The sequence below is a fragment of the Streptomyces sp. NPDC015345 genome, from assembly GCF_043078805.1.
Classification (GTDB): domain Bacteria; phylum Actinomycetota; class Actinomycetes; order Streptomycetales; family Streptomycetaceae; genus Streptomyces.
On record NZ_JBIBTX010000004.1, the window covers coordinates 823,201 to 842,895 of the forward strand.

The 19,695-nt window shown below is 68.1% G+C and carries 17 protein-coding genes and 2 pseudogenes; 14 read left to right on the forward strand and 5 right to left on the reverse strand.

Annotation, left to right across the window (positions count from 1 at the left end):
• Positions 1-120: 120 nt before the first annotated feature.
• From ACF062_RS20765 to ACF062_RS20775, 3 genes are all read left to right on the forward strand, one after another.
• Positions 121-471, forward strand: coding sequence for a DoxX family protein (locus ACF062_RS20765; protein ID WP_392140087.1), 351 nt, complete (start codon positions 121-123; stop codon positions 469-471).
• 51 nt (positions 472-522) lie between these two features.
• Positions 523-894: a maleylpyruvate isomerase N-terminal domain-containing protein gene (locus ACF062_RS20770; protein WP_392140089.1), complete on the forward strand. Its 372-nt coding sequence runs from the start codon at positions 523-525 to the stop codon at positions 892-894.
• Positions 895-1,753: 859 nt separating this feature from the next.
• Positions 1,754-2,704 (forward strand): hypothetical protein, encoded by a 951-nt coding sequence (locus tag ACF062_RS20775; RefSeq protein ID WP_392140091.1) that lies wholly within the window; start codon positions 1,754-1,756, stop codon positions 2,702-2,704.
• A gap of 3 nt (positions 2,705-2,707) precedes the next feature.
• Here the strand turns inward: ACF062_RS20775 and ACF062_RS20780 are convergent, their stop codons facing one another.
• Complete coding sequence (locus ACF062_RS20780; protein WP_392140093.1) at positions 2,708-3,106, reverse strand: 4-oxalocrotonate tautomerase family protein; 399 nt, start codon at positions 3,104-3,106, stop codon at positions 2,708-2,710.
• A 94-nt stretch (positions 3,107-3,200) separates the two neighbouring features.
• On the opposite strand from ACF062_RS20780, the gene ACF062_RS20785 reads away from it, so the two are divergent.
• The 7 genes and pseudogenes from ACF062_RS20785 to ACF062_RS20815 all read left to right on the forward strand — a co-directional run bounded on the left by ACF062_RS20785 (position 3,201) and on the right by ACF062_RS20815 (position 11,689).
• Entirely contained in the window at positions 3,201-3,695 is a 495-nt protein-coding gene (locus tag ACF062_RS20785; protein WP_392140095.1) for a MarR family winged helix-turn-helix transcriptional regulator, read from the forward strand.
• A 241-nt stretch (positions 3,696-3,936) separates the two neighbouring features.
• Positions 3,937-4,881: a hypothetical protein gene (locus ACF062_RS20790; RefSeq protein ID WP_392140097.1), complete on the forward strand. Its 945-nt coding sequence runs from the start codon at positions 3,937-3,939 to the stop codon at positions 4,879-4,881.
• Positions 4,882-5,384: 503 nt separating this feature from the next.
• Positions 5,385-8,516: an NB-ARC domain-containing protein gene (locus ACF062_RS20795; protein ID WP_392140098.1), complete on the forward strand. Its 3,132-nt coding sequence runs from the start codon at positions 5,385-5,387 to the stop codon at positions 8,514-8,516.
• Positions 8,517-8,659: 143 nt separating this feature from the next.
• A pseudogene (locus tag ACF062_RS20800) lies at positions 8,660-9,037 on the forward strand (carboxymuconolactone decarboxylase family protein); the annotation flags it as partial.
• A gap of 408 nt (positions 9,038-9,445) precedes the next feature.
• Complete coding sequence (locus ACF062_RS20805) at positions 9,446-9,598, forward strand: hypothetical protein (RefSeq protein ID WP_392140100.1); 153 nt, start codon at positions 9,446-9,448, stop codon at positions 9,596-9,598.
• A 437-nt stretch (positions 9,599-10,035) separates the two neighbouring features.
• Positions 10,036-10,920, forward strand: coding sequence for a DUF2268 domain-containing protein (locus ACF062_RS20810; RefSeq protein WP_392140102.1), 885 nt, complete (start codon positions 10,036-10,038; stop codon positions 10,918-10,920).
• A 10-nt stretch (positions 10,921-10,930) separates the two neighbouring features.
• Positions 10,931-11,689: a MerR family transcriptional regulator gene (locus ACF062_RS20815; RefSeq protein WP_392140104.1), complete on the forward strand. Its 759-nt coding sequence runs from the start codon at positions 10,931-10,933 to the stop codon at positions 11,687-11,689.
• Between the two features lie 303 nt (positions 11,690-11,992).
• Here the strand turns inward: ACF062_RS20815 and ACF062_RS20820 are convergent, their stop codons facing one another.
• A complete protein-coding gene (locus ACF062_RS20820; protein WP_392140106.1) occupies positions 11,993-12,931 on the reverse strand; it encodes a GlxA family transcriptional regulator in 939 nt (312 codons plus the stop codon).
• A 197-nt stretch (positions 12,932-13,128) separates the two neighbouring features.
• Here ACF062_RS20820 and ACF062_RS20825 point away from each other — a divergent pair, with 197 nt between their 5' ends.
• The 4 genes and pseudogenes from ACF062_RS20825 to ACF062_RS20840 all read left to right on the forward strand — a co-directional run.
• Positions 13,129-13,818, forward strand: a complete 690-nt coding sequence (locus tag ACF062_RS20825) for a DJ-1/PfpI family protein (protein WP_392140108.1) — start codon at positions 13,129-13,131, stop codon at positions 13,816-13,818.
• Positions 13,819-13,890: 72 nt separating this feature from the next.
• The gene (locus ACF062_RS20830) at positions 13,891-14,097 is read left to right on the forward strand and encodes a hypothetical protein (protein ID WP_392140110.1); all 207 of its coding nucleotides are present in this window, start codon (positions 13,891-13,893) and stop codon (positions 14,095-14,097) included.
• 344 nt (positions 14,098-14,441) lie between these two features.
• On the forward strand, positions 14,442-14,903 hold the full coding sequence (locus tag ACF062_RS20835) for a DUF6010 family protein (RefSeq protein ID WP_392140112.1): 462 nt from the start codon (positions 14,442-14,444) through the stop codon (positions 14,901-14,903).
• A 144-nt stretch (positions 14,904-15,047) separates the two neighbouring features.
• Positions 15,048-15,317, forward strand: a pseudogene (locus tag ACF062_RS20840) (sensor histidine kinase); the annotation flags it as partial.
• Between the two features lie 302 nt (positions 15,318-15,619).
• On the opposite strand, the gene ACF062_RS20845 reads toward ACF062_RS20840, so the two are convergent.
• The 3 genes from ACF062_RS20845 to ACF062_RS20855 form a co-directional block, all read right to left on the reverse strand.
• Positions 15,620-15,844 (reverse strand): hypothetical protein, encoded by a 225-nt coding sequence (locus tag ACF062_RS20845; protein WP_223772523.1) that lies wholly within the window; start codon positions 15,842-15,844, stop codon positions 15,620-15,622.
• 206 nt (positions 15,845-16,050) lie between these two features.
• Positions 16,051-18,753 carry a molybdopterin-dependent oxidoreductase gene (locus ACF062_RS20850; protein WP_392140114.1) on the reverse strand — a complete coding sequence of 901 codons (2,703 nt, stop codon included), beginning with the start codon at positions 18,751-18,753 and terminating at the stop codon, positions 16,051-16,053.
• Between the two features lie 3 nt (positions 18,754-18,756).
• The gene (locus ACF062_RS20855) at positions 18,757-19,578 is read right to left on the reverse strand and encodes an FAD binding domain-containing protein (protein WP_392140116.1); all 822 of its coding nucleotides are present in this window, start codon (positions 19,576-19,578) and stop codon (positions 18,757-18,759) included.
• Between the last annotated feature and the right edge of the window lie 117 nt (positions 19,579-19,695).

Consider the following 19,695-nt stretch of genomic DNA (forward strand, 5'->3'; position numbering starts at 1 on the left):
GGTGTCGCACTCGGGCGCTGTGCCATGACCTAGATCACGCGATGGCATGTCACTTTTCGGAGAGCCGGCCCGTCAACTCCGTGAACATCCAGTTGTCCTTTACACGGAACAGGAAACCTCGTGTTCGCCGCCTATCTCGCAGTCACTCTTCTCGCCTCGGTCACCAACGGATTCGCCGCCGTCGCGAACCTCGTCGGTCACGACTACCCCAGAAGTCAGGCGGACAAGATGGGGCTGCCTCACTCGACGATGCGCCCGTTCGGCGTGCTGCTGGCGCTGGGCTCGCTGGGGTTGCTGGCAGGGTTCGCCGTGCCGGTGCTGGGCGCGCTCGCCGCGGGCGGCCTCGTGTTGTACTTCCTCGTCGCGTTCGGTGCCCACCTGCGAGCTCGCGACTACCACTTCGGCGGCTGGGCCATGTTCTTCTCCCTGGCGGTGGCCGCCCTGGCCCTGAACCTGTCGTACCACGGCTGAGCTGTCTTGATCCGCTTACTGCACATCGCTGACGGAAGGAAGCCAGCCCCGGTGAACACCCCCAAAGACCCCCGGCCACTGCTGTACCGCGCGGCCGGCCAGTTCGCCGCACTCGTCGCCACCGTCGAACCTGGGCAGCTCGACACACCCACCCCTTGCCACGAGTTCGACATCCGCGCTCTGATCGCCCACGTCCTGGGCAATACGCTTGCCTATCCGCACATCATGCAAGGCACCTACAGAGCGGCTGAACCCGGAAATGTCGCCGAGGTCCCGGGCGACGACTGGGCAGCGGCGTACGCGGACGCCGAGGAGCGGCTCATCGTGGCCGGGTGGGCGATGGACGATCGCGCGCTGGACCGCATGGTGGATCTCGGCTTCGCTACCCTGCCTGCGCCTGCACTACCAGCGGATCTTCGGTGACCCCGTCGACTGGGTCCACCGCCGGCTCGGTCACACCTCGCAACTGTCGACCTTGATCTATCTACATGCCCTGCGGGAATTGGAGATGGAGACACGCATAGCCCTCGTCCCGGACACCTGGGAGGACCCGCGAACACCCCAGTCGGTGAGCTGGGCGGGCCGCCCGCGGACCTGCCCGAGGAAGCGGCGACGCGGTGACCCGCCGCCGAGGCCGGGGCAGCACTGGAACGAACCGCCCGGCTGCCGTCCCCGCCGAGCCCTACGAGGCCCCACCGCTGGTCCGGGAGGATGTCCCGGGCTCACTCCTCGTCGACTTCCACGGCGAGGACGGCCGAAGCAGAACCCTCGACTTCAGCACGCTACCCATGCCGGGCCGGCGGCGGTTCCTGGCCCGGTCGGTCGCCCTGCGAACCGGCTACAGCGGCGGGGCCAGGACTCTGGAAAGCTCACGGCACGCCTGGGACGCTGTGCTGAACTGGTCCCGGTTCCTCGAGACCCTCGTCCTTCCGCCCCCGACTCCGCAGCACCTCACCCGCGCACACGTGGATGCCTACCGGACCCGCGCGGATGCGACCCCCCGCACGGCCGATGCGCTCACTGCGTCCTCGCCGAGCGGGTCAACGCCCTGCTGGCCGGGCCCGACGGCACGATCACCCCACAGCTGGAACCGCTCGCGGCCGCACTGGCGCGCGCTCCCTCACCATTCCCTGCTATCCAGTGGCTCAAGGAGAGCCCGAACACCAGGCTCCTCGCCCGGCTGGCGTCCGAAGGGCACGAGCTCAGCCACGAGCTGCTGGATGAGCTTCCGCCCAGCCGGAACCAGCGATACATCCGCCAAATCCTCGTCCACATCGAGGTGTTGGAGGGACGCAACGAGGACCTCGAACGCATCCCGGGTTGGCTGGAGCACGAGCTCGCCGACAAGTCGGCCGCGCACGCCAGCCTCGCCCGTCCCTTCCTGGACTGGTTCCTGCTCCGACGCGCCCGCCAGCGGGCCGCCATGCGCCGCCACCCTGCCTCCGCCGACCGCGACCTGCGGCGCCGCGTCAGCGTCGCCTTGGACTTCCTGGCCTGGACGGACCAACGCGGCCTGGCCCTCGCCGACCTCGCCCAGGAGCACATCGACGACTGGATCGCCGGGGCCACCAGCCAGCGGCGCTACCTGATCCGCTACTTCCTGAAATGGACCACGAGCCGCCGGCTCACCTGCGAACGCACCGTGCCCTCCATCCCTAGCCAGGAGCCCCAGAACCTGCTCGACGACGACGATCGCTGGCGGCTCCTCCAGCGCTGCCTGACCGACGACGCCCTGCCGCCGGATGTCCGGGCCGGCGGCGCGATCACCCTGCTGTTCGGCACGTCCACCCAACGTCTTTGCCACCTGACGCCCGAACACCTCAAGTTCGGTGACAAGCGCGCCCACCTGCTCCTGGGCCGCCACCCCGTCCTGCTGCCTCCACGGCTCGCCGAGCTCCTCCGGCAACCTGCCGAACAGCCCCAAGTACGGCCGCAGCTCTCGCGAGCCCACCCTGGTCCTCGCTGGCTCTTCCCGGGCATGGTCCAGGGCAAGCCCATCTCGACACACGGCATGACCCAGAAACTCAACCGCCACGGAATCATGGTCCGCACCGCGCGCAACGGGGCACTGGCCGCGCTTGCTGCTGATCTCCCTAGCCCGATCCTCGCCGACGTGACCGGCATGCACCACCACACCGCGCTCCGCTGTGTCGCCTACGCCAGACGCGACTGGGCCGAATACCTTGCGGCTCGTGCTGCAGACGAGCGGCAACAGGCACGGACACACGGTTGATGCTCAGTTCGCCGGGGGCGGATCGACTTCGCCGCCAACGCCGGAGCGTCCTGCGGGAACGCCGACGACGTACACAGTCACATGCCGTCGGACGGATTCGCCGAAGACCTCGACCATGGCATCGGTGACAGACGTGATCAGCTGTGTGGGGGCATTGTCGATGCCTGGCAGGTTCAACGCCGCTTCGCGCACGTTCAGCGAGACGATCGGTGCGTTCACCGCGGCGGGTACGCCGCCGATGCCCCAGCGGTGGCGTGGGATGCCAAACAGTTCGACGACTGCCATGGGGCGTGCTCGCTCTCCGTATACCTTGACCAGTGCCTCGGTCAGGGCAAGGACGAGTTTAGGCTCGACTTTTCCGTCGAGCTCCTCTTCGTGGATCCGTACCTCGAAGTGTGGCATCACAGCTCCGTTTCAGATGGTTCGTTACCATGAAGACAATTTCACTTTGGAGGCAAAGCACCTTTGTCATCAAAGCTAAATGGAGGGATGGTCGATGTCAATCGAGGGCCGGAGCCGCCGCAAGACGGACCGGGAGGAACCCGAGCCGGGAGTCGACGAGGCGATCAGGGCACTGCTGCTTCTCATGCCTCGCATGGTTGGACGCGCGAAGCGGATCCGGGTGCCCGAGGAGCTCCAGTCGCTTGCGCTCGCGCCGCGGCACCTGTCGCTGCTGTCCTATCTGCTGTTCGACGGCCCGATGACCGTGAACGATCTGGCCGCCCGTCTGGAGGTCGCCCCGACCACCGTCAGCCTCATGGTCAGTGAGCTGAGCCGGAAGGACATCCTGGAGCGGCGCGAGGACGAATCGGACCGGCGTCGGCGCATCGTCAGTATTACCGATAGCAAACGACCGTCCATCGACAGCTGGTTGGCACGGGGAGCACGCGCCTGGCGTCAGGCACTGCACCCCCTGGCCCCCGAACAGCGGCAGATGTTTGTCCAGACTCTGCGGGCATACGAGGCGGCCATGGCCGATGAGGACGACTGATGATGAGGCTCCTCGGCGATACGGTCGCCTCCCGGGGCCACGGCGCAGGTCAACAAGTTCATCACCTATGCCGACCAGCTCTGCGTGGCCGCCGACCGACCCGACACCATCCCCGCAGCCGGCCGAAGCCGCACCGGGTTCAAGACCAGCGTCTTCGGTCGCACACTCGCCTGGTTTATCGCCCGGCGCCCCGGCGGAGTCATCGCTGGGCGCCCTGCAATATCGGCATCAATCAATCCAAATGTTCGAAGGATATGCAGGCACCAGTGCCTCCGGCTTCCGGGCCGAGGTCGAGAGCGAACAGGCACTCGCCCGCGGCGAGACCTACATCACCATGATCGACGCCCACGAGCGCATCGACCTGACCGGCCCCTCCGCCGAAGAGGTTGCCCGTCGGCTGGACGAGTTCGGCGAACGAGCCCAGTTCCAGGGCCAGATCGCCCTCGACGAACACCGGCTGAAGCGGATCATGAAACGACACGATCCAGCGATCTACCCCGGCGAGTACATCACCTGCGTCCACGACCCCAAGGTCCTCTGCGAGAAAGCGAAACGCGGCAGAAGCGAGGGACTCCCCAGCCACGGCGGCTGCAAGCCCCTGTCCTGCAGAAACGTCTCTCTCACCCCAGAAAACGTCACCGCATGGACCCGGGAACTGGCCCGCCTTGAAAAAAAGGATGGCCACTCGCCCGGCCATGCCTCCCCTCTTGTGGCATCGCCTCCAGGAACGTCACGCCGAGATCACCGAGTTCCTCGCCAACAACGCGCGAACGGAGGCGCTCTCATGACCATCCGCGTCTCGGATCTGCCGGAGGCCCTGGCCCGCAAGAGGATGAACGAGATGCTGGAGATCTGCCAGCAGACCAACACCAAGCCCAGCGTTCTGAGGCTGGCCCGCCGGCTTGGCCTGAGCAACACCACGTTTCGCCGGCGCTTCCCCGACATCGCTCGCGAGCTCGGCGCCCTCCGATCCGCTTCGGTCATTCCCGCCGACGGGCCCAGCGAGCACGACAGGCTCATCGCCAGGAATGCGAAACTCCGCCGACGTAACCAAGAGCTGGTCTCCAGGCTGGCTCTCGCAGTAGCCCAACTCCAGCATCTCGCCATGACCAACGAACGACTTCGAGAAGCACTGGAGAACGCTTCCAAGATCACGAGCATCCACGGCAAGAGGCCCCCTCGCTGAGTCATTGAGCGGTGTGCATTGGTGAAGTCGCTGGTGACCTGCGACTTCACGACGCAGCATCGGCTCGCCCTTGCCCAGCAACTTCAAGGCGTTCATGGACGCGTACGTCGCCAGGGCCATTGCCGAGGAACTCCTGGTCTTCCACGATGACTCGCAGGAGCTGCGTGCAGTCACCCTCATGTGCAGGCAGAGGTGCGTGAGAAGTGATGGCGCTCGAAAGCCACCGACGGCAGGATGGTGCTATGGGTGGGGGCAATTGGAGAGCACGGTCCTTGGCATTGCTAGGAGTGGCGGCTGTGGTGTGGCTCGCTGCCACTGCGTTCCGGGACGGATGGAGCGAGGCAGATCCCCTCGCGAGCGTTCTGGGAGCGGGCGCCGGTATCTTCGCGTTGCTCATGGCCTTGAGCTCCCAGCCCGGTTCGGACAGAGCCAATGAGGCAAGCGTACCGGCGCCTCCAGTGATTCCGGACTGGGTGGTGGACCGCGAGGAATCAGAGAGGGTCGTGGCGTTGGTACGCCGCCGAAGTGGCGGCGGCGGATCGGTGGGGATCGCGACTGGTCTGCACGGGGCGGGCGGCTTCGGCAAGACAACACTTGCCCACATGGTGTGTGCTCACCCCAAGGTGCGCCGGCGGTTCCCCGGCGGTGTGCATGTGATCACCATTGGTCGTGATGTGCGAGGGCGGGCCGCGATCGCGGCCAAGGTCGCGGAGGTGACTCGCTACGTCACGGGGGACACCCTGGAGGCTGGCACCGACCCGGATCAGGCAGGGGTACGACTGGGGACCTTGCTAGATCAGCGGCCTCGTACGCTGCTGGTGCTCGACGACGTATGGGAGGCAGAGCAACTCGCGCCGTTCCTTCACGGAGGTGGCAGGAACTGCGTACGGGTGATCACCACCCGAAGGCCGGAAGTCCTTCCTGGCGGCGCGGACCGGGTCGTCGTCGACCGGATGTCGCAGCGACAGGCCGAGGCAGTTCTCACGCACGGCCTTGGTGAGTTGGAGGCATCTCTGGTCCAGGACCTCGTGCTGGCGACAGGCCACTGGGCTCTGCTGCTACGGATGGCGAACCAGCGTCTCGCGGCACAGGTCGCCACCGGTGCCGGTCTCAACGAGACAGCCCGACACCTGCTGGAGCGACTCCAGCAAAGGGGGCCTTCCGGGCTCGACCTCCTGCCGGGTCCAGTCGTGGCGCTTGACCTGGACGATCCCCGGCGCAGGAACCAGGCGGTGCGGGCCAGTATCGAGGCCGCCACCACTCTGCTTCCCTCAGAAGGCGCCCGCCGCTTCGCGGAGTTGGGCATCTTCGCGGAGGACGAGACGATCCCTGTCGGCCTGATCTGCCATTTGTGGCAGGCCACCGCAGGTCTGCCCGAGATGGAGTCGCGGGCCTTGTGCAAGCAGATTGCTGATCTCTCCCTCCTGAGCCTGGACGCCCGGACCACAGGCGGGACGATCACCATCCACGACGTGGTGCGCGACTACTTACGCAGCGAACTCGGCACCGAACTCGGCTCGGTCAACGCCTGCTTCATCAACGGTATAGCCCAGGTAATCCCTTGGGACACCGCTCCCACCTCCCAGACAGGTCAGGCCCGGGCCTGGTGGGAGACGGGGGACGGATACCTCGTGGATCACCTCATCGAGCACATGGTCGAAGCGGGCCTGCTCACAGAAGCCCAGGAAGTGGCATCCGATCTGCGGTGGGTCCGTGTGCGCCTGCACCAGCGCGGACCCACCGCACCATGGAGCGATCTCTCACTCGTGCCCACGCCGCCGGCCCGACTCATGGCACGGGAGCTGGGACGTGCCGCTCCGCTGCTCACTCCCACGCAGCCGGCTCAACTTCTGGACGGTGTCCTGTACGACCGCCTGGCCAACGTCCCGGCCTGGCACGAGCAAACGGCACGAGTGTCGCGGAGCGGCACCTTACTCGTCCGCCGGAACACCCCACCCGATCTGCCCGACCCATACTTCACCTTGGAACTGCCCGACCGCATCAGCACACCCACGGCAGTCGGGATCGGGTCAGACGGGCGACATGTGGCCACCGGACATGCCGGCGGCGCGGTCCACCTCTGGAATGTCAGCACCGGCCAGCTCCTACGCACCCTGTCCAGCCCACCCGGACGCATCCACGCCCTGGCGATCAACTCCGACGCCCTCCGCCTCGCCGCAGTCATAGACCGTGAAGTGTGTTTTTGGGACCTTCGCGATGGACAATGCCGTCAGCAACAGTTCAGCAACTACGGCGGTTTCTCTGAGGGCACAGCACTCGCCGTCTGCGAAGATGACATCTGGGTCGCCCACCGAGGTGACGCTCTCCAAGTCAGGGTTCGGGGTCTGCTTTCCGAAACCTGGCGCAGTGTGAGTGACACTCGGCCACCGCTCTTCCCGCACAGGTTCTCGGTGAGCTCCGACGGACGCTGGCTCGCCGTCGAGAGAGACGACCGCACCATCTACATCTGGGATACCCACCGTTACTACCGCGATGGCGAACTCCCTCTCGTCCTGACCCGGTACCAAGGAGGCGCGTCCGCGCTCGCCCTCAGTGGCGACAGACGGCACCTGGCCACTGCGTATCCGGATCACTCCATCCGTATTTGGGATACCACGAACAGCGTCGGCGCACGTGTCTTGAGCGGCCCCATCGACCCGGCGACGCGTATCTCGACGAGCCCCGACTTCAGATGGCTTGCCGCCGCGGGTGAAGCCGCCCCAACAGTGCATGTGTGGGATCTGTCGCCGCCATCACCCGCCATCAGCCGCGGCAACCCGGTCCAGGACGTCGCCGTCAGTCCCGACGGCACCTGGCTCGTCACCGCGAACGCCGACCACACGCTGCGCACCTGGAACGCTGTGACCGGTGACCCACGCGTCACGATCACAAGCCGCACAAACTCCATCCAGTCGGTCACCATCACCCCGGACAGCAGCAAGATCATCTCCCTAGGGGGAAGCCGCCATCTGACCCTTTGGGAGGCTGACCTAGGCACACACCTCACCCAAACCCGCATCGGATCGGGCCAGGAGACAAGGGGATGGGCTGTCGCACCCAACGCCGAATGGGTCGCCACCAGCAGCAGCGACGGCAACATCCGTGTCTGGGAGGCCGGCTCAGGAACACTGCGGCATGTTCTTTCGGAACATGGCCCCCACGTTCACGCCCTGACCGTCACTCCTGACAGCGCGACCCTCGTCAGCATCGCAGACAACAGCGACCTCTGCCTTTGGAGCCCGATCACGGGCCAACTCCTGCGCTCGCTCCCGGGACAACGCTCAGCGGCGAAAGCGATGGCGATCAGCCGGGACGGCAGATGGATCGCTGGCGCTGGCACCGACCAGAACGTCTACCTCTGGGACACCACCCTCGACGACACCCCCCGAGCTCTGACGGGGCATTCCGCGATGGTGAAGGCGGTGGCAATCAGTCCGGACGGCAGATGGATCGCCAGTACCAGCGCCGACCAGAGCATCCGCCTCTGGGACGCCGCCAGCGGAGAACCAGCTGCACTCATCCGTACGACGGCTACTCTGAACTCCTGCGCCTTCCTCCCGCACAGCCCATCCTTTTACGTCGCCTCAAACAGCGGCCTGTTCGCCTACGACATCCCCGTGAGCAGCGCGGCCTGATGGCGTGCGCAATGAGACTCGTTGCGTCGTGAAGTCGCGGGTCACGGGCCTGGTGTGCGGGGCGATCGGGGTACTCGCAATGGTCGTCGGCGCCATCCCCTGACGCGAGGTCAGAAGCTGTCCAACAAGGCTCTCTCCGCTGTCCGGGCGTCGACCCGAAGCTGCTCGCGCTGGTCCACCTGCGCGCCGGCCAGATCAACGGTTGCTCGGCGTGCGTCTACGCAAGTTTCGCCGGGGGAGGGAAGAAGGCCGGGGACACCGACGAGCGGCTGCACAACGTAGCGGCGTGGCGCGAGGCGCCGTTCTACACCGATGCGGAACGCGCGGCACTGGCGCTGACCGAGGCCGCCACGCGGCTGCAGGACGGTGCGGAGGGCGTCATCGACGAGATCTGGGACGAGTTCAACGCCCATTTCAGTGAGGAGCAGATTGGCGCGATCAACCTGGAGATCGCGTTGACCAACTTCTTCAAGCGGATCAATCGCGCCATCAAGGAACCGGCCGGCCAGACCTGGGGTTGAGTCCGGCGTGGCCCTTACCCACTGATCGCGCAGTGGTGACGGCACTCGTGGTCAGAAGATCGGCCTCATCTCGTGGAGTTGACACGTGTTCGTGTCGCCATGCGGCGTGGGTTCCGGCGGCCAGCTGCTGTTCGCAGGCGATCCGAGCCCCGGCTCCACCCAGGGGCCACCGCCGTTCTGCCCTCGGGGGTGCGCGGCCCGGGCACCGCCTCCCGGGTGGTCAGATCCAGGTCGAGGCGTCTGTCCATGTCCGGCTCGAACCGTCGTAGGGATTCACGTGGCTCCAGAACAGCGACACCGGGCCGCTAGGCGCCGCGCTTCGTGGCCGTCGGCTTCCTCGCCGGGGGCCTTCTTCGTGGGCGTCTTCTTGGCAGCAGCCTTATTCGCGGTTCTCTTCGGCTTCATCTCATGCACAGTCGCGTGCTCGCCCTCGCCGCGGCTCTCCTGCGCGCGCTGCACCGACTGCGCCAGGGCGTCCACCAGTTGGACGACCGTCCCCGCCGCGCTCCTCGGCTGCTCGGGGAGGCTTCTTGCCGTCGGCCTTGGACCGGCGCGGGCTGACAGCGCCGCTGTTCTGGTCCGACATCAGCCCGTACGGCACCTTCCGGCCGGAGATGGACACCCGCCTCGACCTCACCCCGCACAGCGGTCCAGGGAGGAGGGGGTGATCGGCCGCGAGCGGCGGAAGTCGAGCGCACGCGAAGTGAAGTGCGGCCGGTGTGGGCCCGCCGCCGGCATGCCACGTGAGGCGGGGCTTCCCCTGCACCCTGTTCGCCCCCCGTGGATATGTGGCCGGGCGGCTGCCCGGACTGAGCGGCACCCGCGCCCGTACGCCGGGCCGGACCACACGGGAGCAGCGGGCTGACCAAGTTGCGTGAGTCCATCGCGCGGCGAACCGCCGGTCATGACGGGTCTGGGTGACGACATGCCGGCCGTACCTCGACGAAGAGCGTCGGTCGTTTGACCTTGACGCTGCGTCAACTTCTAGCATCGGGGGCATGTCGATCACTGTTCTTGACACCTGCTCCGCCATGAGGCGGATCCTGCTGGCCCCGGTCGCGGACCGCGTTGACCTGCTGCGTTCGATGCTGGAGCCCGCCAGGGGCATGTACCGCTACTACCCCGGCGAGGTCGACCTGGTGGCCATGCACCTCGAAGCGTCCGGGTTCCCCATCGACCGCGACGAGGAGCGTTGCCTCGACGCGCTCGAAACCCTGGCGGCGGCCGGAGCCTGGGAGCGGATGCAACGTGCCCTCGACGACGCTTCCACCGTACTGCTGGAGGCGACGCCGGGGCTGGGGTCCCCGGACATCACCGTGCTCTTCGTGCTCGGCGATCCGGGTGACGAGCACTTCATGGATCCTTGCCGAGGAGTGACCGGGTTCGGCGGCATCTCGGGCCACATCGTGATCACGCTCTGGCCCTTCCCCGAGAACGTGGAACGGCTGGAGGCCACCGCTGTGCACGAACTCCACCACAACCTGCGGTTCGGCCCGGGCGGGGTCGTGTGGGACCCGATGACCGTCACGGTCGGCGATCACATCGTCTCCGAGGGCCTGGCCGACGCCTTCGCCCGACAGCTCTACGGCGACGAGCTCGGCCCCACCCGCATCGGTGTGCCGCACCTGCACGACGACGAGATCTTCGGCAAAGTGCTCACCGGGCTCGACGTGACAGGCATGCAGAACTTCACTGCCTGGGTGCACGGCGATCCCAGCGCCGAGCGCTTCGGCCTCCCCCCAGTGGGACTGCCGATGGGCGCCGGGTACGCCGCGGGCAACAGGCTGGTCGACACCTACCTGGCAGCGACCGGGCAGACGGCGGCGCAGGCCCTGCACGCCGACAGCTCGGAGATCATCGCCGCCACGCTCCGCCGCGGGTAACACTGGGACGATGGAGTGGACGATCCAGGAACTCGCGACGAGGGCTGGTATCACCAGCCGCACCCTGCGGCACTACGACCGCGTCGGGCTCTTGGCCCCGTCTCGGGTCGGCGCGAACGGGTACCGCTACTACGACCCGGGCGCGGTCGCCCGGCTCCAGCGGATCCTGCTCATGCGCCGGCTCGGCATGGGCTTGTCGGCCATCGCCGAGGTCCTGGCCGACGAGGTGGACACGTGCGACGGGCTCCGCGCCCACATCGCCGCACTGGAAGAGGAACGGGACCGCATCGAACGGCAGCTCCGGTCCGTGCGTCACACGCTCGAGGCTCTGCAGGCGGGGGCGGAACCACGGATGGACGTTATGTTGGCGGGCTTCAACGACCGCTACAAGGACGAGGTCATCTCACGTTGGGGCGAGCGCGCGTTCCAAGTGAGCAACGACTGGTGGCACGGCAAGACCCTTGATCAACAGCAGGCCTGGAAGCAGGACACCGAAGACCTCGTCGCCGCATGGGTCACCGCGGTGAAGGCCGGGGTTTCTCCGACTTCGGAGCACGCTCAGTCACTGGCTGCCCGGCACGTCCAGTGGCTGAGTCAGATTCCGGGTACCCCCACGGCCGAGGGCGACCGGGAGCGCTCGATCGAGATGGTGAAGGGCCTGGGGGACATGTACGTCGAAGACCCTCGCTTCGCCGGCATGTACGAGGATGCCGCGGGGGCGACGTTCGTCCGCGACGCGCTGCAAGCGTACGCGCGGACCCGGATGTAGCTCGTGTGGTTCGCAGAAATGACTAGTTCCGTGAGACGGCGGGACCCCTACCGGACCATGTCCGGTTTGCCCCTGAATTTCGTTCTCGCAACCTCTCGCAAAACAGCTTTCGCACAAAGCCCCACGCGATAGGTGCTGCGACAGCTGCGCGTCGAGAACGACGATGGGGGCCAAGGTCCCCTCCACGAAGGTTGGACGCGGTATCACCCGCAGGCCAGGCCCGCTCATTCGTTGGGCATGGAGGGAAACGTGACAACCATTGGCGCTATGCCATCGGATCGACGGTGGCTCCGAGTCACCGGTTCAGCTGAACGTGCGCCGGTAGGTTTGCGGGCTGACGCCGGTGGTGCGTTTGAAGCGGTCACGGAAGGCGGTGGAGGAGCCGAAGCCGACCTGGCAGCCGATGCGCTCCACGGAGTGCTGAGTGGTTTCCAGCAGGTGCTGTGCCTGACGGATGCGGGCTCGGTGGAGCCACTGGAGCGGGGTGGTACCGGTCTGGTCGCGGAAGCGCCGGATCAGGGTTCGGGTGCTGGTCCCGGCCCGCTTGGCGATGTCGGCGAGGGTGAGGTCGCGGGCCAGGTTTTCCTGTAGCCAGGTGAGCAGCACCTCAAGCTCGGAGCCCTGCGGTATGGGCGCGTGGTCGTAGACGATGAACTGCGCCTGTCCGCCCTCTCGTTCGAGAGGCATCACTGACAGGCGGGCGGCGTCGGCGGCGACGGCCGAGCCGTAGTCACGGCGGATCATGTGCAGACACAGGTCCATACCCGCGGCAGCGCCGGCCGAGGTGAGCAACTGGCCGTTGTCGACGTAGAGGACGTCCGGGTCGACGTCGATGTCCGGGTGGGTGGCGGCCAGAAGCCCGGCCGCGCGCCAGTGGGTCGTGACGCGTAGCCCGTCGAGGAGCCCTGTGGCAGCCAGGGGGAAGGCGCCCACGCAGATGGAGGCGATCCGGGTGCCGTCGCCAGCGGCCGACCGCAGCGCCTCGTGCACGGCGGGAGGGAGCGAGGCAGCGAGATCGGTGACGCCCGGCACGATGATCGTGTCCGCGCCCTGAAGGCCCTCCAGCCCCCAGGGGGCGCGCAGGGTGAAGGCGCCGGCGTCGACCTCGTCGCGTTCGGCGCACACCCGGACCTGGTAGCCGGGCCGCCCGTCGGGCAGGCGGGTCCGGGAGAAGACCTCGATCGGGGTGGACAGGTCGAACGGGATCACCTGATCCAACGCGAGAACGGCAACCGTATGCATGGCCAGAACTTACCTCCCCATCAGCTTGGCGGATCCAGGCTGCCAAGCCGGAAGCTCCTTGTCGTACCAGCTCACCCCCTTCAAGAAGGCGTTGGCATTATCCCGTTGAAACCTGTCACTAGTGCCACTAGGAGGGCGTACGGAAAGCCGGTTGACTTCGGAGCGTCCCGATGGAAAGCGACACCGAAGGAACACCCATGCACATCCAGGTCGTCCTGTTCGATGGCTTCGACCCACTCGATGCCATTGCCCCCTACGAGGTGCTGTACGCCGGCGGCGCGGTGACGAACGGCGCGGTGACCGTCGAGCTGGTCACCGCAGAGGGCCCTCGTGAGGTCGTCAGCGGCACCGGAGGACTGACGCTGTGCGCCACCGGTGCCCTCGACCTGGAGCGCGCCGACATGTTTCTGGTGCCCGGCGCCTCCGGCCGCGTGGGCGAACCCGGCGAGGCCCCGGCCGAAGAGGTGGGCGTCGGCGAGTGGAAGCAGGACGAGTTCATCCAGGTGCTGCTGGGCCGCGCGCTGACCACCGATCTCCCCGCGCTCCTCAAGCAGGCGATGGACGCCCCCGACATCACCGTCGCCACCGTCTGCGGCGGCTCGCTTGTCCTGGCCATGGCCGGCCTGCTGGAGGGGCGTCACGCCACCACCCACCACATGTGCCTCGACATGCTGGCTGCCAGCGGCGCCCACGCGGTCCGCGCCCGCATCGTGGACGACGGCGACCTGATCACCGGCGCCGGTGTGACCTCCGGTCTCGATCTGGGCCTGTACATACTGGAGCGCGAGGTGGGCCCCCGCGTCGCGTACGCCGTTGAAGAGCTCTTCTCCCACGAGCGGCGCGGCACCGTCTGGCGCGCGCAGGGCCCGACGCCCACCCCCCTCTGAGCCCCCGGCCCTTCGCGGATCAGTCGCTCACCATCCCCCCGGGCCCCCTGCACAGTCAGGAAGGACATCAGCATGTCCGTCGAAGGCGCCTGGAACCTGGCCATCCCCACCCCCAACGGCAGGATCAAGGCCGTGGTCGAACTTCGTGAGCGGGTCGGCACCCTGACCGGCGTCGCCCACGGATCCGGCGAGGAAGCAGCACTCGCCGACGTCACCCTCGCCGGTGACCGGGACCGGCTCGCCTGGAAACAGGCCATCACCAAGCCCATGCCCTGCTGACTGCGACGGCCGCCGGCGTACTGACACTCGTGATCCAGCCCGCTTAGAAACCGTGCTCTGGCCAAGCCGACGGTTCCGCCTCGCAGTTGCCAACTCGCCTGGCGCCGGGCCGCCTCGCCATGGCCACCGGCATCCTCAACCTGCTCCGGGCCACCGGCCCTTCGCCCCACCTGACGCATCGCGGCTCACACCGAGCTGCTCCCTGACCGTGACGCTGACCAACGTGTTCACCGTCCGCCTCAAGCCCATCTCACATCCTCGATGGGCCCCACCCACGGCTGTGCCTAACTGTTCGCCGTCATCACGACCTGGCGCCTCAGACAGCAGGAAGAAGTCATCCCCTCATGAACCTTGTGTCTCCGGTGATCGTCGGCATCATCTACTGCCTGCTCATGTCCCTGTTCAAAGAACCACACCGACGCCACTTCAACGCGATCATGGTGGGCGGAGCCGGCGCTGCCTATCTGAGCGGGGGCGGATTCGGCCCGTGGGAGCTCCCATTGGTCGCACTCGTGGCCTACGTCGCCTATCGCGGCCTGGACTCCTGGACCTTCATCGGCGTCGGCTGGTTGCTCCACACGGCCTGGGACATGGCCCACCACCTCAAGGGCAATCCGATCCTGCCCTTCTACCACGACTCGTCCCTGGCCTGCGCCATCTGTGATCCGGTCATCGCCTTGTGGTGCTTCCGCGGAGGGCCTTCCCTGATCACGCTCGCCCGCCGCGGGTTCAGGTCCGGCCGGACAACAGAACACGCGCACGATCACGCCTCTGCCCCCTCCGGACCAGACCGCACCAGCATCTGACGGTCAGGCTGGGAGCCGGAAGATCCGATCAGGTCCGGACGCTGCTCGAAGACGCCGACGGGCATGCGGACCGCCAACGGCCTTCCGTGACGGCTCCCCGAGATCTGTGCCAACCCTTCGCGGGGGACTGGTGGGTGCGAGACGGCGTACGCCTACTTCGTCGTTTCCGAGGCGCTCACCAACATCGTCAAGCACGCCCGTGCCACCCGGGCGGAAGTGACCGTCGCCCGGCTGGAGGCGATACTGCGGGTTGCCGTCACCGACGACGGCGCGGGCGGTGCCGCCCTGTCCGGCGGCACCGGCCTCAAAGGTCTCGCGCAGCGCGTGGGTTCGGTCGACGGGACCTTCCGGCTGACCAGCCCCGCCGGTGGCCCCACCGTGATGAATGTGGAGCTGCCGTGCGTCGCGCCGTGATCGCCGAGGAATCCGTACAGGCGTCAGAGCCGACCCTGGCCCGAGGCTCTCAATCGGCACCGGGAACAACCGACCCATCCGGCCCGACCCACACATCCGCGCCGGGCAGGGGGATCAGTGCCTGGACAGAGCACCATGGATGACGTCAGAGCTGCCGAGTTGCTCCGGAGTGGCCGCCGGGCCGCGCTCCGCTGTGGTCAAGAGCCATCCTGAAGAGGCAGCCAAGCAGATCAGGGTTCGTGACCGCAGAGCCCTCCACGGGCGCCTTCCTGGTGCCATGCGCCTTGAGCGGCCAGCCCCCGCTACTTCTCCGCCTGATAGAGCTTGATGTTCTTGTTGACGAACAGGTGCACGTAACCGCACCGCCAGCAAATCAGGCCCGTGGCGCTCTCGTCGGCCCAGGCCAACTTCAGGAACTCCATACCGGTGCTGTTGAGCAGGACACTCCGCTCTCGGAACAGGTCTCCCTGACAGACCTGGCAGGTCAGCCAGACTTCACCCAGTGCTGCACGTACCGGCTTCGCCATTGAGTGCCCCCCCGTCTTGCCATGTGAACGCAACGAGACTACGGGGCAGCATGAGCCGCTCAGGCGCCTACCCCTACGCAGGCAGCACACAGGGCTATGGAGCGCTCAACGGTCGGCTGCTGGCCCGCTGCGGTGCGACCTCTCGATGGGGCGGTGTGGTCTACGCGGGCACACTCGTCGCCAGGTGTGGACAGGAGGCCGCCGCATTATGTTCGGTCGGTACTCGGGGTGATGAGCTGGGACCACACGGCATCGGGGCGCAGAGGGAGGGTGCTGAAGCGGCGGCCGGTGGCGTCGCGCAGGGCGTTGGCCAGCGCCGGGGCGACCGGGTTGAACGGGAGTTCACTCATCGGCTTGGGCATCTGGTGGCGGGCGGGGACGTCGGGGCGGGCGAAGTGGACCTCGGTCGGGGGCAGATCGCCGTAGTGCGGGACGGCGTAGGTCCGCAGGCCGGACGTGATGATGTGGCCCTGGTCGTCGGTGGGCAGGCTCTCGAAGAGCGTGGTGCCGATACCTTGCGCGACGGCCCCTTCGATCTGCCCGCGGCACTGGGTCTCGTCGAGAACTCGGCCGGCGTCTGCGGCGTGCACGCTGTCCAGGACGGTCACGATTCCGGTGGTCGTATCGACGCTGACGCGGAACCACTGGGCGCTGAGGGCCAGGGTCGGGGGGTGTTCTGCGGTGGTGGCACGGCCGGATGCCATCAGGCGCTGCCCGGCCGCCTGCGCGTACGCGTGCAGAGCGGTCAGAGGCAGGGCCGTCTCGGCGCACCGGACCTGGTCCGTGTCCAGCCGGCAATGGGCGGGACGGCTGCCGCAGTGGACTGCCGTCAGTTCGGCCATCTGCCGGGACAAACTCTGGCAGGCACGGGTGACCGCCGTGCCTGCGAGAAGGATTCCGGTGGATGCGAAACCGCCGGAGTCGTGGGCGAGCAGGTCGGTGTCGGCCTGGAGCAGGCGGATGCGGTCCGGTCGGGTGTGCAGGGCGTCGGCGGCCAGACGGTGCAGGACGTGGGTGGTGCCGCTGCCGAACTCGGGTGCGCCGACGGCGAGGTCGTAGTGGCCGTCGGCGCGCAGAGCGACGCTTGCGGTGGCGATGTGGTCGTCCGCGGGTTCGGTGTGCCCTGCGGCGACGGCCAGGCCCTCCCCGACCAGAACATGCGGGCGGGCCGCCGGCACGGGCCGGGCAGCCCGGCGCTGGACGCGGGCGGCGGCGAGGGCGTCCAGGCATTTTGACAGGCCCGTGTCCATGATCGGGTGGTGGCCGCCCGCCCCCGCGAAGGGGCTCTTGTCGCCGGCTTGGAGGTATGCGGTGCGGCGCATGGCCAGGGGATCGAGGCCAAGGACGCCGGCGAGTTCGTCGAGGGCCGACTCGACGGCGAAGGTGATTTGGCCGACGCCGTAGCCGCGGAAGGCGCCGGCGGGCACGTTGTTGGTACGTACGCTGTAGCCGTCGACCGCGATGTCCGCGCACCGGTACAGGGCGAGCGCCTCGGTACACCCCCTGCGCAGCACGGCCGGGCCGTGGTTGCCGTAGGCGCCGGTGTCGGCGACGACGCGCAGCTTCAGGCCGGTGAGGGCCCCGTCGCGCCGCGCGCCGAGGGCGACGCGCACCATGAAGGGGTGGCGGGTGGTGGTGGCGGTGAACTCTTCGGCACGGGTGTACTCCAGTTGCACAGGGCGACCGGTGTGCAGCGCGGCCAAGGCGGTGATGTCCTCGGTGAGCAGGTCCTGCTTGCCACCGAAGGCGCCCCCGAGCCGGGCGGTGGTAACCCGGACCCGCTCAGGCGGGAGGCCGAAGATCGCACACAGGCGACGGCGCGCCAGGTGCGGGGCCTGGGTGGTGGTATGGACGTGCAGGCGCCCGTCGGCCGCCCTCCAGGCTCGGGTCGCGTGGCATTCCAGGGCGGTGTGCTGCACACGCTGGGTGTGGAAGGTGGCCGCGTAACGGGCGTCCGCCTGGGCCAGGCCCCGCTCCACATCCCCGGTGGCCAGGTGTACCTCCTCGACGAGATTGCCGTCGGGGTGCACGCGCGGGGCGCCGGGATCCAGCGCCTGCTCGGCGTCGGTGACGGCTGGTAGGACCTCGTAGGTTACGCGGATGAGCGCGCAGGCACGCTCGGCGGTGGCCGCGCTGTCAGCGACGACGGCGGCGACGCGCTGCCCGACGTGACGGACGACGTCGTCCAGGACGCGGGTGTCGGCGGGGTCGTCGTCGGTGCGTTCGTGCAGGGCCGTGGAGAAGCGCCCCGGCGGGGCGTGCTGGTGGGTGAGGACGGCATGCACGCCGGGCACGGCCCGGGCGGCGGTGGTGTCGAAGTGCCGGATGCGGGCGTGGCGGTGCGGGGAGCGCAGCAGGGCGAGGTGCAACAGACCAGCCGGTTCGGGGTCATCAAGGGTGAAGCGTGCGGTGCCGGTGACGACACCGAGGGAGGCCGGATCCGCCGCATCCCAGGCGGATGATGGGCCGGGATGGGCATGTGAGGCCCTCACGGCCTCGCCGATGGGCTGGTAGCCGGTGCACCGGCACACGTTGCCCTTCAGGGCCTGCGGCAGGTCGGCGTATTGCTCCGGGGCAAGGGCGGCGGTGGTCATGACGAGGCCGGGGGTGCAGTAGCCGCACTGGAACGCCCGCGCCCGGATGAACGCCTCCTGCACGGGATGCAGCCGATCCCCCGCGCCCAGCCCCTGCACAGTGGTGACGGCGCGGCCGTCGGCGCGGTGCGCCGGATACAGACAGCTGTGAACGGCCAGGTCGTCGACGTGCACGGTGCACGCACCGCAGTCGCCCGTGTCACACCCCTTCTTCACCTCCCTCCAGCCGTGTTCGCGCAGATAGGTGCGCAGACACTGGCCGGGGGCCGGCGGCTGTACGGTCTCATGACCGTTGATCCGGACCGAGAAGGGCATCCTCTACCTCCGCGACAGGGCACGCCGTACCTCGTCGGCCAGCTGAAACACCAGGTGACGCCGCCACGCGGGCAGGCCATGGACGTCCTCGACGATGAGGCCGGGCCCCAACGCGTCCTCAAGGGCGTCGTGCAGGACGGTGGCGGCCGGTGGTCGATCGAAGGTCAGCACGACGGGCCGGATGGTCGCCGCGGTGACCGCGATGCTCGTCCGGCCCGTGCCGGAGGCGCGGGTGCCGGTCACCAGGGCGGCCGAGCGGCCCAACGGGCGCAGGCTCACCCGGCGCCAAGCCACGGGCCGAGTGAGCGCCGCGGCCGGCAGGTGAAGTGAACGCAGCAGGTCACCAGGCCGGAGCACCGTGTGGCCGGGCCCGGTCACGAAGTCCGTCACCGGCACCCGGCTCCGACGCCCGTCCCGTCCCCGCACCTGGCACATGCCGTCCAGGGCCACCGCCAAGGAGATCATCGGGCCGGCCGGCAACGCCAGGCACACATTGCCGCCGACGGTGGCGGTGTTCCACACCTTGAAGGACGACGAGAAGGCCCGGCAGCAGTCGGCGATGAGCGTCCGGGCCTGCGGCCACGGCTGCCCAGGCGTGCGGGCGAAGGCCAGCAGGTCGCTGATGGTGCAGGTGGCCGCCACCCCGAGGCCGTCCTCGGTCACGGTCAGGGGCGGCCATCCGCACCGGCTCAGATCACGCAGCCGCCACAGATCGGTCCGGGGCTCGGCGAACAGTGCCGTACCGCCCGCCAGCCACGCCTCTCCCGGCTCCCACGGCAACGTACTGCACCCGTCGACGACCTCGCGCACCGCCGTCAGATCCATGACAACCTATGTTTGAGACCGGAAAGAACGGTCAAGGCGTCAGACACGCCCGGGTCTTCCTCCGCGGTGTGAGCGGTGCGCATGCGTATCAGGTGCTTCCTTGCCGGGGTCGGGGCA

Excerpts from the sequence above, each read along its gene's own strand:
- ACF062_RS20805 (WP_392140100.1), top strand. The coding sequence starts at position 9,446 with ATGCACAGTCGCGTGCTCGCCCTCGCCGCGGCTCTCCTGCGCGCGCTG.
- ACF062_RS20850 (WP_392140114.1), bottom strand. The coding sequence starts at position 18,753 with ATGCCCTTCTCGGTCCGGATCAACGGTCATGAGACCGTACAGCCGCCG.
- ACF062_RS20855 (WP_392140116.1), bottom strand. The coding sequence starts at position 19,578 with ATGGATCTGACGGCGGTGCGCGAGGTCGTCGACGGGTGCAGTACGTTG.
- ACF062_RS20835 (WP_392140112.1), top strand. The coding sequence starts at position 14,442 with ATGAACCTTGTGTCTCCGGTGATCGTCGGCATCATCTACTGCCTGCTC.
- ACF062_RS20825 (WP_392140108.1), top strand. The coding sequence starts at position 13,129 with ATGCACATCCAGGTCGTCCTGTTCGATGGCTTCGACCCACTCGATGCC.
- ACF062_RS20845 (WP_223772523.1), bottom strand. The coding sequence starts at position 15,844 with ATGGCGAAGCCGGTACGTGCAGCACTGGGTGAAGTCTGGCTGACCTGC.
- ACF062_RS20780 (WP_392140093.1), bottom strand. The coding sequence starts at position 3,106 with ATGCCACACTTCGAGGTACGGATCCACGAAGAGGAGCTCGACGGAAAA.
- ACF062_RS20810 (WP_392140102.1), top strand. The coding sequence starts at position 10,036 with ATGTCGATCACTGTTCTTGACACCTGCTCCGCCATGAGGCGGATCCTG.
- ACF062_RS20790 (WP_392140097.1), top strand. The coding sequence starts at position 3,937 with ATGTTCGAAGGATATGCAGGCACCAGTGCCTCCGGCTTCCGGGCCGAG.
- ACF062_RS20815 (WP_392140104.1), top strand. The coding sequence starts at position 10,931 with ATGGAGTGGACGATCCAGGAACTCGCGACGAGGGCTGGTATCACCAGC.
- ACF062_RS20785 (WP_392140095.1), top strand. The coding sequence starts at position 3,201 with ATGTCAATCGAGGGCCGGAGCCGCCGCAAGACGGACCGGGAGGAACCC.
- ACF062_RS20830 (WP_392140110.1), top strand. The coding sequence starts at position 13,891 with ATGTCCGTCGAAGGCGCCTGGAACCTGGCCATCCCCACCCCCAACGGC.
- ACF062_RS20820 (WP_392140106.1), bottom strand. The coding sequence starts at position 12,931 with ATGCATACGGTTGCCGTTCTCGCGTTGGATCAGGTGATCCCGTTCGAC.